This window comes from Vibrio sp. S9_S30 (assembly GCF_014694455.1).
Taxonomy (GTDB): domain Bacteria; phylum Pseudomonadota; class Gammaproteobacteria; order Enterobacterales; family Vibrionaceae; genus Vibrio.
Window position 1 is genome coordinate 299557 of the sequence record NZ_JAAUWT010000004.1, and the last position, 15404, is coordinate 314960.

A 15404-nucleotide genomic window follows, 5' to 3' on the forward strand; every position below is an offset into this window, starting at 1 on the left:
CTCTGCGCCCCAATCTTGGAAAGCGTTGTTTTGCTGCATTATTGTTCGGTTGAATGTGAGTCAGTCGACAAAACGAAAAAGCCCGCTCAGTGAGCGGGCTATTTCTTTAAGATTCTATAAATCAGGTTAACGCAATAGCCCGCGTAGGTTTTAACCACACACGCCACCACGAAGCAACGGCAACATTGTCTGCTGTTACTTTGTCGTTATGTTGTGAGTTAATTTCCTGTAACATGAGCAACCTTAATGCGTAATCCATCATAGTGTACTAGTTAACTAGTGCAAGGGAAAAAAGTCAAGCACAAATATGAAAATAGATCTTCATAGCCATACCACCGCATCGGATGGAAGGCTGTCACCTTCACAATTGGTAGACAGAGCCATCGAATTTGGACTGCATACCCTTGCAATCACCGATCACGATACGGTTGACGGTTTGCCTATTGCACATGAGTACATTCGAGAAAATGCTTTACCACTCACGTTGATTGACGGGATTGAAATATCAACGGTTTGGCAAAACAAAGACATTCATATTGTCGGCTTAGGTGTAAACAGAGAACACGCCGCTCTCCAAACATTGATCGACGAGCAAAAGCAGAGAAGGGTTGAACGCTCTGAATTGATGGCACAAAGACTGGAAAAAGTTACCCAAGAAGGGGTGTTAGCAGGCGTAAGAGCCATCGCTGGAGACGCACCACTAACGCGAGCTCATTTTGCGAAATGGTTAGTGGATAACGGCTACGCGAAAAACATGCAGCAAGTATTCAAAAAATACCTTACACGCAACAATCCGGGGTATGTCCCGCCTGTTTGGTGCTCAATTTCCGAAGCGGTTGATGTTATTCATCAAGCCGGCGGGCAAGCGGTTCTGGCACATCCAGGACGATACCAGTTGACGGCGAAATGGATAAAGCGCTTAATTACCGCGTTTTGCGAAGTAGGCGGTGACGCCATGGAAGTGGCTCAACCGCGACAGGCGCAACAAGAGCGACGCAATCTTGCAGATTATGCTATACAATACAAACTATTAGCTTCCCAAGGATCTGACTTCCATTACCCCTCACCGTGGATGGAGCTGGGAAGAAATTTATGGCTGCCCGCTGGCGTTGAGCCAGTATGGAAAGACTGGGGACTCACCCCACACTCAAGAGCCGAAGAGCTCGTAAGCGAGGAAAATTAATGAGCCAATTTTTTTACATTCATCCTGACAACCCGCAAGCACGTTTAATTACTCAAACGGTTGCCATCATTCGCAATGGCGGTGTTGTCGTGTACCCAACCGATTCTGGCTATGCCCTTGGGTGCCAGCTTGAAAATAAGCAAGCGCTGGATCGTATCTGTCGAATCCGAAAACTGGACGACAAACATAATTTTACGTTGTTGTGCCGTGACCTGTCAGAGCTATCACTTTACGCCAGAGTTGATAATACGGCCTTTCGACTTTTGAAAAGCAATACTCCTGGTCCTTTCACGTTTATTTTCAAGGGCACCAAAGAAGTACCTCGCCGCTTGATGAATTCAAAGAAAAAAACCATTGGTATCCGTGTTCCAGACAATGTGATTGCATTAGAGCTGTTAGAAGCGCTAGGGGAACCTTTAATGTCGACAACATTGATTTTGCCGGGAAGCGACGTGGCAGAATCGGATCCTGAAGACATCCGCGATAAGCTAGAACACGTTGTAGATGTAATTCTCAGTGGTGGCTATCTGGGCGAGCAACCCACGACGGTGATTGATTTTAGCGACGGCGACCCTGTTATTGCTCGTATTGGTGCGGGCGATCCGACGGCATTTGAGTAAGAAACCATTTCGTAAGGGAAACGGCCTCTAGATTTTTATGGTGGATTTCTGCGATAATACGCGCCCACCAAATCGGTGGCATCAAATTTTGCACTCGACGTCTGTGAAGGCGACACATAGGTAGATAAATGAGCGAAAAGTTACAGAAAATTTTAGCGCGTGCTGGGCATGGTTCACGTCGTGAGATCGAAGCGTTAATCAAAGCTGGGCGTGTTAGCGTGAACGGTATCGTTGCTAAACTTGGCGAACGCTTGGAAGATGAAAATGCGGTAGTGCGCATTGACGGACATAACGTATCCGTAAAAGCATCGGAAGAAGTGGTTTGTCGTGTACTAGCCTACTACAAACCGGAAGGTGAGCTTTGTACTCGCCACGACCCTGAAGGTCGCCGTACGGTATTTGACCGTTTACCTAAAATTCAAGGTGCTCGCTGGGTGTCGGTTGGTCGTCTTGATGCCAATACCTCTGGTTTGTTGTTATTTACTACAGATGGTGAGTTAGCCAATCGATTGATGCACCCCTCTCGTCAGGTTGATCGTGAATACCTTGTTCGCGTATTTGGTGAAGTCACCGAAAAAATGATTCAGAACTTGGTGCGTGGCGTAAAGCTTGATGACGGTATGGCTCGCTTTGAAGATGTCGTATACGCTGGCGGTGAAGGTATGAACCACACTTTCTACGTCGTCATCAATGAAGGTCGTAACCGTGAAGTTCGTCGTTTATGGGAATCTCAAGGACCAACCGTTAGCCGACTTAAGCGTGTTCGTTACGGTGATATTTTCTTAGATAAGAAATTGCCTCGTGGCGGTTGGATGGAGTTAGAGCTGAAAGAAGTCAACTACTTGAGAGAAATGGTAGAGCTTCAACCAGAGAAAACCTCCTTGATTGATCCACATAACTCATCTCGTAACCGTGATCGCTCACGTAGTCAGAAAATTCGACGTGCGGTGAAGCGTCACGAAGAGCGTGTGAGTAAGCCCGCAGGCAGAAGCAACCAGCGACGTAAGCCTGGAAAGCCAGTGAAGCCAACAAAATCGACTCACCGCCAAGGTTAAGCCTCGGTTGCAATGAATGTTTAGCCTCGCCACTGTGCGAGGCTTTTCTTTGTCTTGTCTAAAAGGGAGATTTTGATAAAACAGGTCGTCATAATTTTGGGGAAGCGTCTAAGGTCGTGCGCGTCGCTTGTTTTAGATCATTTAAGGCATTTTCCAGCAGAGACGACATTAAATCACTCGCCAGTGGACCATTGCCAGCCACAATCGCGTCGTACACCTTTTTGTGTTCCTCTACCCACGATTCGTCATCCAGATCTTGTTGAGCAAGTCGAAAGGTATGCTGTAGCACCACGGATATCATGTCACCAAGAGAACGATAAAACCGATTTCCGGTTGCATCGAGAATGGCGCAATGAAAGGCTAGGTCATGTCTTACTCTGTCTTCGTCATCCAAATATAACGTCATGCCTTGTAATGTACGACGCATCGCAATGTCGTCGTCTTTTGAAAATCGGCTCGCGGCTAAGTAAGCGGCTCTAGGCTCAAAGGCCAATCTCAAATCGTAAAGTTCAACGATTAAATCGCTATTCAACGAGCTTTTCACCACCCAAGAGAGCACTTCACTGTCGAGCATGTGCCATTCTGAGGTAGGGCGAACCCTTAACCCCAACCTTGGCACAGACTCCACCATGCCTTTGCCATTCAATACCTTAATGGCTTCTCGGACGGCGGTTCTTGAAACTTTGAACTCTTCAATAAGATCTTGCTCATTTCCAAACATTACGCCCGGAGGGTAACGACCACTTACAACACGTTGGCCAATTTCGGTCGCGACGTGCTCATGTAAAAACTGCTTTTTGGTCAATGTCTTGTTATCCTAAGTTCGTCCACCATCGATTACCAGAGACTGCCCTGTTATCATTGCTGAGGTGGTTGATGCTAAAAACAAAGCGGCATTGGCAATGTCTTGTGGTGTCACCATTTGCTTTATGCATTGGTTTTTCAGCCACTCTTTTTCCAACTCTTCGGTGAGCCAGAGTCGCTTTTGTTTGTTTGTCGCTACCCAGCCGAGGGTGAGGGTATTGACTCGTATGTTCCATTCTCCAAGTTCACGTGCAAGGGATTTTGTGAGTCCGTGAATCGCTGCCTTGGCGGTAGAATAGGCAGGATACCCCGAAATCCCAAGCAAGTGGCTGATTGACGACAGGTTAATGATGCTGCCTCCGGTTATTTTCATTCTTTCTTGTACATGCTGTGCACTGTAAAAGTAAGATCGAAGGTTAACGTTCATGAGGTTGTCCCAATCGGAAACGGTTAAGTTAGACAATAAGTGTCGTTGGTCATTGGCAACATTGTTGATCAGCACATTTACCGGTCCAAACGAGGTTTCCAGTTTGGAAATGGCTTCTTTCATCGCGGATACGTCGCCAATATCGACGCAAGCAAATCGACCCTGTTTGAGTTCGTGCTGAAGCGCATTACCCGCTTCCATATTAATGTCTAAGTAGCTGACTTTGCAGCGTTGCTGGTCAAAAGCCAACGTTAATGCACGTCCGATCCCTGTTGCTCCTCCGGTGATCAAAACGTGTTTGCCTTTTAAATCAGGGTAGTCAACCGTCATGATGAACTCCTTGCTGATCCGCCCATCATTCGGTCAATCGCGTAATCCGCTATCATCATGGCAGGGGCATTCGTATTCGCGCTAATGATTATTGGCATAATTGATACGTCGATCACTCGCAAGTTTTTTACACCGAACACGCGAAGGTGGCTGTCTACTACGGCTGCTTCATCCGTTTCCACCCCCATTTTGCATGTGCCGACTGGGTGATAGTTCGTTTTAACGGTTCGTTTACAGTGCGCGATGATGTCCTCATCCGACACACAGTTTGGACCGGGGAAAATTTCCTCTTTCACAGCGTCACAAAGAGGTGGTCTTTTGAGTAACTCCCGTGAATATTTAAAGCCAGCGACTTGCACAGCCATATCATCAGGATGGCTGAGGTAATTGGAATGGACGATGGGTTTGTCATGCGGGTGTTTAGAAGCGAGTTGAACCCTACCACGAGACTTAGGACGAATGACGCACGCATTAAAAGTAGCGCCGTGCGTGGGTTCGACATCCATCACATCTCTGTCTAAATATACGGTTGGTACACAATAGTGTTGAATGGTGGGTCTGGCTTCAGGAGTGATGGGGTTGATGAAGGAACAAGCTTCGCACCCATTGCTGGCAACGGGTCCATTGCCCAGCAGCAAAAACTGCAGACCATTTTTGAGCATCTTTAGCCCTGTATCTTCACCAAAATACCCCAGCTTTTCTTTGGTTGAGACAACAACGGGAACTTCATGGTGATCTTGCAGATTTTGTCCAACCCCAGGAAGATGGTGCACCACATCAATATCGTGTTCGGTTAGGTGCTGTTTGTCTCCCACACCCGATAGCATTAATAGCTGTGGCGTCACTATGGCCCCTGCGGCCAACAACACCTCTTTCTTGGCTTTGACTGTGTAGGTTTGCCCTTTATATTGATACTCCACTCCAATGGCTGTTTTATCCAAGAAGAGAACTCGCGTCACCTTAGCACCAAGTCGTAATTCAAATTTTTTCTCGTGTTTAATGTCAGAAAGGAACGCTTTTGATGCGGAGCAACGTTGACCTTTGTACGTTGTGGTTTGCATGAGCCCCGTACCAAATTGATCGCCTTTATTGAAATCCAGTGTCAGGGGAACATCCATGGCTTGCATGGTTTGCAGATACAAAAAGCTCATGTCGCAGACTTGAACAGGATCCGATACCTTCAGTGGCCCATCTATACCGTGTAGGTCGTTATTAAGGCGTTGGTTCCCCTCTTGCTGAATGTAGTAGGGGAGAACGTCTTGATAGCTCCAGCCATCGCCTTCAACAGCCTGATGCCAACATCTGTAGTCCTCTTCACATCCACGCATGTAGACCATTGCGTTCACCGTGCTGCCTCCGCCAAGCACGTTACCTTGTGGGATATCGTGTACGCGTTCGTTAAGTTGTGGCTGCGGTTGGGTATGATGAAAAGTCAGGTATTTGGAACCTGATAACATTTTAATAAAACCAGCAGGCATGCTAAAAAGTGGGTGATGATCTGGGTAGCCTGCTTCTAGCATTAATACGCTTGCACCGTACTTTTTCACCAAGCGATTGGCTGCGACACAAGCCGAGCTGCCTCCGCCAACAATAATGTAATCCGTCACGCTTTCTCTCCTAATGGCTTACTTTCGTATGACCAACATTTCCTAATTAATGGCTTTCCCTTGGCACCTCTGCGCCGCGACATCCCAATAAAAAGTCTAAATCCGCCCCCTGATCCGCTTGCAAAACATGGTCGATATACAATTTTTGATAACCACTGGTTATCAGGCTAGGTTCAATAACCTGACGTTCTCGACGCTTTTGCAAATCCTCATCCGACACTTCTAGATGCAGGGTGCGTTGTTCGACATTCAGTTCAATGATGTCTCCGTCTTCCACTAATCCTATAGCGCCACCAGCCGACGATTCTGGCACTACATGCAGTACTACCGTGCCGAACGCTGTGCCACTCATTCTTGCGTCCGAAATTCGAACCATATCTCTTACACCTTGTTCCAGAAGTTTTTTAGGCAAAGGTAAATTGCCCACTTCTGCCATGCCAGGATAGCCTTTTGGTCCGGCGCCTTTTAGCACCAGAATGGCGTCTTTATCGATCTTCAGATCAGGTGAGTCGATTCGATTTTTGAAATCTTCAATACTCGAGAAGGTGACAGCTTTGCCACGGTGATTCATCAATTCTGGTGTGGCAGCAGACGGCTTTAGTACGGCGCCTCCGGGGGCTAAGTTGCCCTTCAAAATGGCGATGCCCCCTTGCTCAACGAGAGGGCGATGTAATGGGCGAATGACCTCATCGTTGTAGCATTGTGCCGATTCAATATTGTGTTTCAATGCCTCGCCCGTTACGGTCATAACCTCTAAATTCAACGAGGTTTCAATGCGTTTCATTACCGCAGGGACACCGCCAGCGTAGCAAAAATCTTCCATAAGAAAGCGACCGCTCGGCAAGCAGTCGACCAAGGTAGGAATGTCGCGACCATATTCGTCCCAGTCTTGGAGAGTCAAGGGAACCTCGGCGCGTCCTGCAATCGCGAGCAAATGTATAACGGCGTTGGTGGAGCCGCCAATGGCACCATTGACTCGAATTGCGTTTAAGAACGCGTCTCGAACTAACACCTGATTTAAGCACAAATTTTCTTCAACCAAGCCGACTATGCGCCTGCCTGAAAGCCGAGCAATTCGAGCTCGGTTGGCATCCACAGCAGGATAAGTGGCGTTGTAAGGCAAAGTGACACCAAGAGCTTCCGCCATGACGGCCATGGTTGACGCTGTGCCGACCGTATTGCAATGCCCAGCGGATCGAGACATGGCAGACTCCGCATCCATAAAGGTGTTCACGTCGATCTTTCCTGCTCTGACGTCTTCTGAAAAACGCCAGACATCGGTGCCTGACCCGAGCGTTTCTCCGTGAAATCGACCATTTAACATTGGCCCACCAGACACCAAAATGGTCGGCAAATTGGCACTGGCTGCGCCCATTAATAGTGCAGGGGTGGTTTTGTCACAGCCCGCCATGAGCACGACACCATCGATTGGGTTACCGCGAATTGATTCTTCGACGTCCATTGAAGCTAAGTTGCGAAACAGCATCGCAGTGGGGCGAAGGTTCGATTCACCACATGAAAATACGGGAAACTCTAATGGATAGCCGCCCGCTTCGAGCACGCCATTTTTTACTTCTTGAACCAGCTCTCGAAAATGCGCGTTACAAGGGGTGAGTTCGGAAAAAGTATTACAGATACCAATAACAGGGCGACCATCAAACATGTCGTCTGGTGCACCACGATTCTTCATCCAACTTCGATGAATGAACCCATCTTTATCCATTGGTCCGAACCAAGCTTGGGATCGTCTCTTTTTCATGTTGTGGCTCCCAAGCTGTTGGTGTTAGCACTGCCACGTAGCCGTAACCCCGTATGGCTATCGAAGTAAAGAATGCGTTCTGGATTGAGCTGAATATGGATATCCGTGTCCAAATCTGGTCGGAAATGCTTGTCGGCTTTTAAGGTGATGGATTGCTCATCCACTTTACACACTACGAGTGTGGAATCTCCGGTGGGTTCTACAGCGTAGACGTTTCCTGTTAGATGACAGGGCTCGGTGGATAGGGTGCAATCTTCCGGTCTTATGCCTAACACCACGGCGGTGTTGTCTTCTATGCCATGCGCGGGCAGGTTTCCGGCGTTGGTTTGGAAAGATTGGTTTTGAATCCGACCTTGAATTTGATTCATTGAAGGAGAACCTAAAAAGCCGGCGACAAACAGGTTAGCAGGGTTGTCGTAGACTTCATCAGGTGTACCAATTTGCTGAATTTCACCAGAAGACATAATGACCACTCGATCTGCCAAGGTCATGGCTTCAATTTGATCGTGGGTTACGTAGATCATGGTGACGGCCATTTCACGCTGTAACCGCTTGATCTCGGCTCGCATATCGACACGTAGCCGCGCGTCTAAGTTAGACAACGGTTCGTCCATCAAAAATACCGATGGGTTACGAACAATGGCTCGGGCAAGTGCAACCCGCTGACGCTGGCCTCCCGATAGGGCTTTAGGTTTGCGGTCTAGGTATTCCAGCAACCCCACTTTTTCTGCTGCGTAGAGAGATTTTTGATAGCGAGTTGACTTATCCATGCCTGCGATTTTATGGGGATAGGCGATGTTATCTCTTACCGTCATGTGGGGGTAAAGCGCATAATTCTGAAACACCATGGCGATGTTCCTGTCTCGTGGTAGACGATCGGTCATATCAGTATCATCAAAGAGGATTTCACCGGATGTCGGCGTTTCCAGACCGGCGATCATTCTCATGGTTGTCGTTTTACCGCACCCAGAAGGACCCAGCAGAACAATGAATTCCCCTTCCGCAATGTCTAAGTCGAACTGATTGACAGCCTTGACTCCAGACCACTCTTTTTTGACGGCATTTAACGAAACTTGTGTCATCAGTAGCTCCTAAAACATTAACGATATGACCCCATCGTCAGACCTATTAATAGGTGACGCTGGAAAATGACGATGAAAACAATGATTGGAACAATCATCAGTGCCGCAGACGCAGACAATTCTGCCCAGCGGATGGTTTGGTACCCAATAAAGCCGTAGAGACCAATTGGCACGGTTCGTACTTCGCTGTCCCCAAGCACGAGGGCAAAAAGAAACTCATTCCATGACAGTAAGAAAATTAAAATACCAACGGAAGCCAGCCCTGGTAGGGCAAGGGGTAACGTGATCCGAAAAAATGCACTGAAATACGTGTCTCCATCTAGGTAGGCGGCTTCCTCCAGCTCTACAGGTAATTCGGAAAAGAACCCCCGGAGTAACCACACGACAATCGCCAAATTGAGCACGACATGCGCGATGATCAAACCGATGTGAGTATCCAAAAGTCCGAGTTGATAAAACAGAACAAAGAAAGGGATCAGCATGGCGACGGGAGGGGTCATTCGAGTACTCAATATCCAAAAGCCAAAATCCCCACGCCCTTTGAAATGGAAACGTGCAAGGATGTAAGCCGTTGGTGCGCCGATCAGCAAGCTCAGCACGGTTGAACCTGCGGCAACGATGGCGCTGTCGATGAAGAAACCCAAAATGGCCGGATTACTCAGTACTTTTTCAAAATTTTGCAGTGTGGGTTCAAACCAAAAACTTGGTGGGCGAGACATGGCTTGAATTGGGGTTTTCAACGAAGTTAAAAAAATCCAATACAGCGGAAATAGGCACCAAAGAGCAAACAAATACAACAAAACACGACGCGCCCATAGGGAGCCAAAAAGGCGAACAATCATAGAACTGAGGATCATTTTGCGTTCTTTCATGATGTGCTCCCTGTTTTCAAGTCGAACAGCCCCAGCTTTCTGAGAAAAACCTGACTGACGAGTAAGGTGAAGAGCAGCATGACAATGGCAATAGCCGATGCGTACCCCATTTCAAGAAATTCGATGCCTTGTTTATAGGCCAGAATATTCAATGTACGAGTGGTGATCCCCGGTCCACCTCCAGTTAGAACGAAGATAATGTCGAACGTTTTGAAGGCGTCGATCACTCGGAATAATAAAGCGAGCGCAATGTAGGGTTTCAATTGAGGTAAGGTGACATAAAAGAACGTTTGCCAGCCATTGGCTCCGTCTACTTCGCTTGCCTCTTCAGGTTCCGAGGGCAAAGAGGCTAGTCCTCCAGCGGTGATCAGTAAAATGAACGGCGTCCACTGCCAGGTGTCGACCAATATTAGAGAAAGCAGTGCGGATTCAGGTGCCGCCGTCCAAGCGCTGGGTTCGAGTCCGATCGATGTAAGCATGTAGTTCAATACGCCTAAAGAAGGATTAAACATCAATCGAAAGGTAAAAGTGGCTGCTACGGGCGTAATCGCGATGGGAAGCAAAAACAGCAGCCGGAGCCAAGGCGCTTGTTTGGATTCGTGGTGCAGAAGGGCAGCCATGCCTACACCCAAAACGGTTTGCAAAGAGACTGCCACTATGGTGAAAACCAAGGTGACCTTGGTGGCGAACCAGAACTCATCGGATTGGAACAACTTACTGTAGTTGCCGAACCCAATAAAACTCTTTTCACCCGCATTCAATAGTGAGTAGTCGGTAAAGGATAAGTACAAGCTGAGTAAGAAAGGAAACAATGTTGTTAAAAGCAAAACCGCAGTAGCGGGCAAAAGCATCGCCAAAATGAAGCGTCTTCGATGCTTTTTGGCTGAGCGTGGCGGCTTTTGAGCCTTGGGCAGCGCCATTTCCTTTGACAACATTGCCTTCATTTCCATACCTTCCTTATCCTATATTCCAGTGTTTCATACCCAATTGAAGCGACTTATGCGCATTACAAAATATCGTTGATCTTATTGGTGGCAAGCGTCATAGCGGACTTTGAGGTTTTTGCCCCTGTTGCAACTTCATTGATGGCGATGCCCCACGCATCAAGAATTTGGGCGGCTTTAGGGTGGAACCAGCAGGCTTTGAAGATTTCGGCATCACCAGAGTTGAGGTTTGCTAACGCTGCTTTTGCGGCATCGGCACCAAAACGATCTTTAAACGCTTTGGAATCCCAAGCGGAGTTACGGATGGTCGCCAATCCGTTGGCTGAGGTCAGTGCGCACCCCGGTTTGGAGTTCAAGAACATGAGCAGTAAGAATGCTGCTTGTTTTTTCTTGGAATGTCGGTTGATGCCTGCTTGCCATGTCCAAATGTTAGCTTTTGCTGGATTATTTAAATGCGTAGGCATGGACGCGTAGGTGGTGGAATCGTGTACCAGACTTTTTTCTGGGTTTTGGAAGTCGGTAGCGAAATTGGATGAGTCCATGGCAATGGCGGCAGCGCCTGCCGAGAAATCATTCAACACTTCATACCAATGGTAATTTCCTACGCCCAGTGGTCCGGCATCTTTGAGTAGTCGCCCGTACATATCAATGGCGGCAATGGCTTCGTCGCTGTCGAGTACGCAGCGACCATCTTTGATGACTTCACCGCCATAAGAAAACAAGAAACCACCACAGGGCCACGTGCCCGCTGTGCCATCAGATTTGGAACGAAGGACAATGCCCGCCATTTGATTGGACTTGAGTTTTATCGCAGCGTTATACAATTGGTCGTACGTGCTAGGTATTTCTATCCCCGCTTTTGCGAAGGCGCTGGTGTTACAGAATAGGGTCTGTGCTTCAGCTGTAACGGCCATACTATAACGAACTTTATCAGACCAAACTGGGAATTCGTTTGCCATGGAGAAGATATCCCCCGCGTCATACCAACTGGCATCAAATAGCGCGGTATTTGCGTAGTAGTCTTCAAGTGGCTCCAACCAACCAGAGCTGATGAATTGCCCCAAAGCATGCACCATCATGACATCTGGTTCCGGCGATCCTGCTCCGAGTTTCACAGGCATTTCACCCACGTATTCTGTTTCGGATTGTTTTTGAAGTTTGACTTTAATGCCTGTGAGTTTTTCGAAGAGAGGGAGTATCGGGGCAATGGCTTGTGCCCAAGGATGTTCCATTGCACCCAGAACAATGGTTTGTCCGGCATGAGCCTTCCAATCCACATCCGCGGCTAGGAAAGCCGAAAGCATACGATCTTGGGCATCTGCCCACGTCATTCCGGGTAATCCAAATGCCAAAGCGACACTTGCCGCTGTAGAGGTTTTTAAAAAAGTTCTGCGGTTCATACCTTTCAGGTAAGAAGTCGACTTGTTGCTTGAACGGTCCATTTCAAATTTCCTTTTGTTAACGAGCTTTCCTTACATCCGCTAAATCACAAAACGCATATTGATGCATATCAATAAGTAATACTTAACAATAAATAAGTATTACTGTTAACGATATATTAATCATTTGTACAAAAAATGATCAACTGACTTTTTTATACAAATTGGAGATAAATCGAAGATTTTTAGAAATGAGACAAAAAAGCGAACGAGTGCTTTTCAGGGGCAGCATTTCACTGCAACGAAGTCATTCAATATTAAATGTTATGTAATAACATATCTATTTTAGGGGGTGCTAAATAGCTTTGACAGTAAGAACTCCTGTCTTATTAATTTGGAATTACTATTTTATTAATTTCAATTGAGTGGGATCACTATTGAATATTTAATAATCTGATCTTTTTCATGCATTTCGTAAAAAGTGAATAAAAAAATAGTAGTTCAGTATTTAATTTTCCATTTCTTATATTTAAATTTGTCATTATAAAAGGATTTTTTACTTCAAAACTATGATTTAAATCGATATTTAACTCGCCGTGAATATAGCCAGCCTTTTTATAAAAAATAGCTTAATCTAAAAATTCATCATTTCTCAATTATAAATCCTGATATTTATAATTACATTTGAATTAATAGTGTGATTATATTGAAAATGATTGAAATATTTAAAGTGGACAGCTTTCTTCCTTTGTATTAATTAATGAAATCAGATCCTGGTTGTAATATTTCTATATTTATATTTTAGGATTTAGATATATAGGACTTTCAATAATCTATAAATTTAATGGTATGGATTTGTTGGCCATATATCGCCTTTTTAATAAATGGAATTTTGACCAAATTAATTGGCAAATATGTTTTAAATAATTAGGGAAAAAAGGCTTGTAATGAGTTCACATGTATTACCAATAAAAAGAAAGGTAGTAGCAGGTATTTTATGCTCGCTGCTTGGTTTTTCTGCCAACACGCATAGCGCACCTTCATCTCACGGTATTGATTTTGGCGTGGTTAATCAGGATAGATTGATCGCAATGTTAAAAAAGACCGGTGTTATTTCAAAAGAAGCCAATGAAACAGAATCTGAAAGGGCACTTTATCAATACCTTTCTTCTATTCATGTTCAAAAAGCTGAAAAAGGGGAATTAGCGTACTACGAGGAAAAAAGAAATAAGCGACTATTGGGGCTGATGTCTTCTGATATTTCACACAATATACCCCCTTCAATTGCGAGAGCATTACCAGAAAATGAATGGGCGGGATCTATTACTCAAGATAAAGTTCTTGCGATTTTAATTGAGTTCCCAGATTACCCAGCCAATATGGTGACCCCAGACGAAACCTCAAATTACTACGAAGATTATACGCCTTCACACTACCAAGATATGTTGTTTGGTCGAGGTGGTTATGTGGGAAGTAATGGCAAAAACCTCCTTTCCATGGTGCAATTTTATGAACAGCAATCTGGGGGTTCATATACACAAATTGGAGGGGTTGCAGGATGGTATAAAGCGCAGCATCCCGCCGCATTTTACGGAGCCCAACAGGGAAGTACGAAAGATGTTAACGCTCGTGATTTGGTTAGGGAAGCACTGATGGCTGCTGCCGCTGATCCCAATGTAAACTTGAGCGATTATGATCTTGAAGACCGTTACGATCTCGATGGCGATGGGAATTACCGCGAAGCCGACGGCTTAGTCGATCACATCATGATTTTCCATTCTGGTGTTGGGCAGGAGGCTGGAGGCGGTCATCTTGGTTCTGATGCCATTTGGTCCCACCGTTGGAATTTGGGTAAAGTCTTTGCCATTAAAGGCACGTCAGCATCCGTTCCTCACTGGGGTGGCTTAATGGCCGCTTACGATTACACCATTCAGCCTATTGATGCGGCTGCAGGTGTTGCGGCGCATGAATATGGGCACGACCTTGGTCTTCCAGATGAGTATGACACGGTTTATGGTCAGGATGAGTGGGGAAGCACACCAGGAGAGCCTGTATCTTACTGGTCTATCATGTCATCTGGTTCTTGGGCGGGATTGATTCCTGGTACTGAACCCACTGGCTTTAGCCCATGGGCAAGACAATTCCTACAAAACGCTTTAGGGGGGAATTGGTTACACGGTAAAACGGTGGAGTTTAACCAGCTTAATACGGTGCCACAATCGGTCACACTTGATCAGGCGAATTCAAAAGGCGCAAATCATGACTACTTGCGCATTAACCTTCCGCCGAAAATCGTGAAATTAATGGATGTTGTGGGGACTCAGTCGTTCTACTCTGAGCGTGGTGACAACCTAAACACCAATGTGCACTTTGATGTGACTATTCCAAATACAGCATCGGCAGCGTTGACGTTTAAGGTGAATTACGACATCGAAGACGAATACGATTTTGGTCGTGTTTTGGTCAATGGAACCCCTATTGCTGGTAACATTACGACCACTTATGATCCGCACGAAATTGGCTATGGTATCGGGTTTACTGGCGTTTCGAACGGCTGGGTAGAGGCTACGTTTGACCTGAGCGCATACGTAGGTCAAACAGTCACCATTTCATTCAACTATCTAACCGATGGTGGGTATGTGAAAAATGGGTATTGGTTTGATGAAGTCACGGTTAGCGCAGATTCTCAAACCTTGGCGTACTACAATGCGGAGTCTAGTGTGCCTGAGCTAATCCTAGATGGCATGACACGGAATGATGGCAGCTTTGAACACGATCATTACTATCTTGCTGAGTGGCGTCAGCATGAAGGGGTGGATAAAGGTCTTGCACACATTAACCGCAATAACCATATCATGACATTTGATCCAGGTTTGGTGCTTTGGTATGTCGATACCTCTCACACAGACAATGGTGTTGCCTCTCACCCTGGTGAAGGATGGTTAGGTGTGGTTGATGCGGATCGTAATCCACAGTTCTGGAGTGATGGTACACCGGCGACATCACGTTACCAAGTGCGGGATGCCGCGTTTAACTCTAAAACAGGGCAGCAAATTCACCTCGTTGATAAGCAAGGACTGACGCTAGACGACCCCTATGTTGTAGCAAACCCAATGTTTGCAGATTGGGAAGACTACTCAAACCCCATTCGTCCAGCGACGGGTAGGTTAACCCCCCACTATGGGATCGTGCTTCAGGTCGTGGATCAAGCGGAAGATGGCAGCACTGCAACGGTCAACTTAATGAAGCTTTGGTAACGGAGGTTTTTGGCCACTGAGGTTTTTAGTCACTGGGCGTTTTGGGTGACAGAGAATTCTAAAGCCAATCGATTATTGACCTAGA

At 46.3% G+C, this 15404-nt stretch carries 12 protein-coding genes; 4 read left to right on the plus strand and 8 right to left on the minus strand.

What is annotated here, in order from left to right:
- The first annotated feature begins 307 nt into the window (after positions 1-307).
- The 3 genes from rnm (at position 308) to rluB (ending at position 2858) form a co-directional block, all read left to right on the plus strand.
- Entirely contained in the window at positions 308-1183 is an 876-nt protein-coding gene (gene rnm, locus HC752_RS06950) for an RNase RNM (RefSeq protein ID WP_190334404.1), read from the plus strand.
- A complete protein-coding gene (locus HC752_RS06955) occupies positions 1183-1803 on the plus strand; it encodes an L-threonylcarbamoyladenylate synthase (protein WP_190334405.1) in 621 nt (206 codons plus the stop codon). Before rnm ends, HC752_RS06955 begins: the two co-directional genes overlap by 1 nt.
- A gap of 128 nt (positions 1804-1931) precedes the next feature.
- Positions 1932-2858 carry a 23S rRNA pseudouridine(2605) synthase RluB gene (rluB, locus tag HC752_RS06960; RefSeq protein WP_190334406.1) on the plus strand — a complete coding sequence of 309 codons (927 nt, stop codon included), beginning with the start codon at positions 1932-1934 and terminating at the stop codon, positions 2856-2858.
- 88 nt (positions 2859-2946) lie between these two features.
- Here rluB and HC752_RS06965 read toward each other — a convergent pair whose 3' ends face one another.
- Genes HC752_RS06965 through HC752_RS07000 form a run of 8 tightly spaced genes read right to left on the minus strand, consistent with a single transcriptional unit; the run spans position 2947 to position 12125 of the window.
- Positions 2947-3663 carry a FadR/GntR family transcriptional regulator gene (locus HC752_RS06965; protein ID WP_190334407.1) on the minus strand — a complete coding sequence of 239 codons (717 nt, stop codon included), beginning with the start codon at positions 3661-3663 and terminating at the stop codon, positions 2947-2949.
- 12 nt (positions 3664-3675) lie between these two features.
- Entirely contained in the window at positions 3676-4419 is a 744-nt protein-coding gene (locus tag HC752_RS06970) for an SDR family NAD(P)-dependent oxidoreductase (protein ID WP_190334408.1), read from the minus strand.
- Positions 4416-6026: a GMC family oxidoreductase N-terminal domain-containing protein gene (locus tag HC752_RS25255; protein ID WP_202987889.1), complete on the minus strand. Its 1611-nt coding sequence runs from the start codon at positions 6024-6026 to the stop codon at positions 4416-4418. Before HC752_RS25255 ends, HC752_RS06970 begins: the two co-directional genes overlap by 4 nt.
- 46 nt (positions 6027-6072) lie before the next feature.
- A complete protein-coding gene (locus HC752_RS06980) occupies positions 6073-7785 on the minus strand; it encodes an IlvD/Edd family dehydratase (RefSeq protein WP_190334409.1) in 1713 nt (570 codons plus the stop codon).
- Positions 7782-8867 carry an ABC transporter ATP-binding protein gene (locus tag HC752_RS06985; RefSeq protein ID WP_190334410.1) on the minus strand — a complete coding sequence of 362 codons (1086 nt, stop codon included), beginning with the start codon at positions 8865-8867 and terminating at the stop codon, positions 7782-7784. The genes HC752_RS06980 and HC752_RS06985 overlap by 4 nt, the downstream gene beginning before the upstream one ends.
- A gap of 17 nt (positions 8868-8884) precedes the next feature.
- Positions 8885-9739: a carbohydrate ABC transporter permease gene (locus tag HC752_RS06990; protein ID WP_190334411.1), complete on the minus strand. Its 855-nt coding sequence runs from the start codon at positions 9737-9739 to the stop codon at positions 8885-8887.
- Positions 9736-10689, minus strand: coding sequence for a carbohydrate ABC transporter permease (locus tag HC752_RS06995; RefSeq protein WP_238930437.1), 954 nt, complete (start codon positions 10687-10689; stop codon positions 9736-9738). The genes HC752_RS06990 and HC752_RS06995 overlap by 4 nt, the downstream gene beginning before the upstream one ends.
- Before the next feature lie 56 nt (positions 10690-10745).
- Positions 10746-12125, minus strand: coding sequence for an ABC transporter substrate-binding protein (locus tag HC752_RS07000; protein ID WP_190334463.1), 1380 nt, complete (start codon positions 12123-12125; stop codon positions 10746-10748).
- 884 nt (positions 12126-13009) lie between these two features.
- Between HC752_RS07000 and HC752_RS07005 the strand changes: the two genes are divergently transcribed.
- Positions 13010-15319, plus strand: a complete 2310-nt coding sequence (locus HC752_RS07005) for an immune inhibitor A domain-containing protein (RefSeq protein ID WP_190334413.1) — start codon at positions 13010-13012, stop codon at positions 15317-15319.
- Positions 15320-15404: the final 85 nt, after the last annotated feature.

Excerpts from the sequence above, each read along its gene's own strand:
- rnm (WP_190334404.1), top strand. The coding sequence starts at position 308 with ATGAAAATAGATCTTCATAGCCATACCACCGCATCGGATGGAAGGCTG.
- HC752_RS06955 (WP_190334405.1), top strand. The coding sequence starts at position 1,183 with ATGAGCCAATTTTTTTACATTCATCCTGACAACCCGCAAGCACGTTTA.
- rluB (WP_190334406.1), top strand. The coding sequence starts at position 1,932 with ATGAGCGAAAAGTTACAGAAAATTTTAGCGCGTGCTGGGCATGGTTCA.
- HC752_RS06970 (WP_190334408.1), bottom strand. The coding sequence starts at position 4,419 with ATGACGGTTGACTACCCTGATTTAAAAGGCAAACACGTTTTGATCACC.
- HC752_RS06980 (WP_190334409.1), bottom strand. The coding sequence starts at position 7,785 with ATGAAAAAGAGACGATCCCAAGCTTGGTTCGGACCAATGGATAAAGAT.
- HC752_RS06985 (WP_190334410.1), bottom strand. The coding sequence starts at position 8,867 with ATGACACAAGTTTCGTTAAATGCCGTCAAAAAAGAGTGGTCTGGAGTC.
- HC752_RS06990 (WP_190334411.1), bottom strand. The coding sequence starts at position 9,739 with ATGAAAGAACGCAAAATGATCCTCAGTTCTATGATTGTTCGCCTTTTT.
- HC752_RS06995 (WP_238930437.1), bottom strand. The coding sequence starts at position 10,689 with ATGGAAATGAAGGCAATGTTGTCAAAGGAAATGGCGCTGCCCAAGGCT.
- HC752_RS07000 (WP_190334463.1), bottom strand. The coding sequence starts at position 12,125 with ATGGACCGTTCAAGCAACAAGTCGACTTCTTACCTGAAAGGTATGAAC.
- HC752_RS07005 (WP_190334413.1), top strand. The coding sequence starts at position 13,010 with ATGAGTTCACATGTATTACCAATAAAAAGAAAGGTAGTAGCAGGTATT.